Below are 1,574 nucleotides of genomic sequence, written 5' to 3' on the forward strand. Positions count from 1 at the left end.
TGAGGATCAGAAAGCTTGTTTGAATCGATGTATTTCATCCGCAGATTATGCACGAATGCTAAGAAATCCGGAGTGCAAATATTAACCAAAAAGAAGATCGTTTTTTGATTTATGAAAGAGATCTATTTATTCAATTGTATTGCTAAAAATAAACCGATCATCAAGATAACAGCAATAAAGCCCGTCAACCCAATCCAACCAGACATCTCCCAAACCAAACCACTACTGCTACCCAAAATACTGGAACCTAAGTAGTAGCAAAATAAATATATAGATGAACCTACGGCACGGTATTGCAGGGATTGAACTGATACCCAACTACTTGCCGTGGAATGCGCTGCAAAAAAAGCAAAGGTGAATACAATCAGCCCAAAAATGACTGACCAAAATGCCGGAATGAGCATAATCAACAGCCCCAACAACATCATGATCAGCATCGAAGGTAAAACTTTTTCCCGTCCAAAGCGTTTCCCCCAACTTGCAGCTCGCGGTGAACTATATATTCCTGCCAAATAAGCTATGGATATTAGTCCAATCCATGTTTGCGAAAGCTGATAAGGTTCTTCTAATAGGTGGTAGCTCATATAGTTAAATATAGAGACAAAACATCCCATGAGGATAAAACCTTGAAGGAATAAAATACTCAGCTTTGGATTTGCTAAATTTTTAACAAAAGATTCATAAAATCGGTTGAGACGGATGGGATAAGCTTGAAAATGTTGAGATGCTGGAAGTAATAAAAAGAATGCTGTGGCTATACATAGGTTAATGATACCGATAATCATCATGGCATTTTGCCAACTAATATAATCAATCAATACCCCCGCAATGAGACGCCCCCCCATTCCTCCAATCGCGGTACCCGAAATATACAGGCCCATTGCAAAGCCTATATCTTTTTGCGCAATTTCTTCTCCAATATAAGTCATTGCAACGGCAGCTACACCGCTCACACTTAATCCGATCAACACTCTATTCAGTAAAAATATTTCCCAAAGCGGAAATATAGAACTGATAATTGAAAGTAACGCTGCCAAAAATAAAGCGGTGACCATAACAGGCTTACGACCGAATCGATCTGAAATCAAACCAGTGAAAAGTAGTCCTATCGCTAAAGCAATGGTTGAAAAAGATAAAGGAAAACTGCTATGTGTCGGACTGACATGAAAATAATCCGCAAAGATGGGCATCATTGGTTGTACACAATACAACGATGAAAAAATTGCGAAGCCTGCTAAAAATAAGGAGAATAAAATGGCAAGAAATGACCGTGTGCCATATTCAATATAAGGAGAATTTGAAGCTAAATCAGACATAAGCTTTCCATCAATGACATGGATAGTATACGCCTTTCAGCCTTTAATTTAAAAATCACATAAAAATGAATGAAGCTTTTCTTCTATATTTCTACTTTATCTTTTCCTCTTTTTCTTCCCTTTTCATCACACATAAAAAAACACCCCCTGCACTAGTCAGGGGGTGTTTCGAATAATGAGCTGGCGATGACTTACTCTCACATGGGTAACCCCACACTACCATCAGCGCTAAGAGGTTTCACTTCTGAGTTCGGGAAG

The 1,574-nt window shown here is 38.6% G+C and carries 1 protein-coding gene; it reads right to left on the reverse strand.

Annotated elements, in window-relative coordinates; translation table 11 throughout:
* Nucleotides 1–122: 122 nt before the first annotated feature.
* Entirely contained in the window at nt 123–1,316 is a 1,194-nt protein-coding gene (locus FTU06_RS16645; protein ID WP_180147626.1) for an MFS transporter, read from the reverse strand.
* Nucleotides 1,317–1,574: the final 258 nt, after the last annotated feature.

Origin of the sequence: Acinetobacter sp. YH12052 (genome assembly GCF_013419835.1) — a bacterium.
GTDB classification, from domain to species: domain Bacteria; phylum Pseudomonadota; class Gammaproteobacteria; order Pseudomonadales; family Moraxellaceae; genus Acinetobacter; species Acinetobacter amyesii.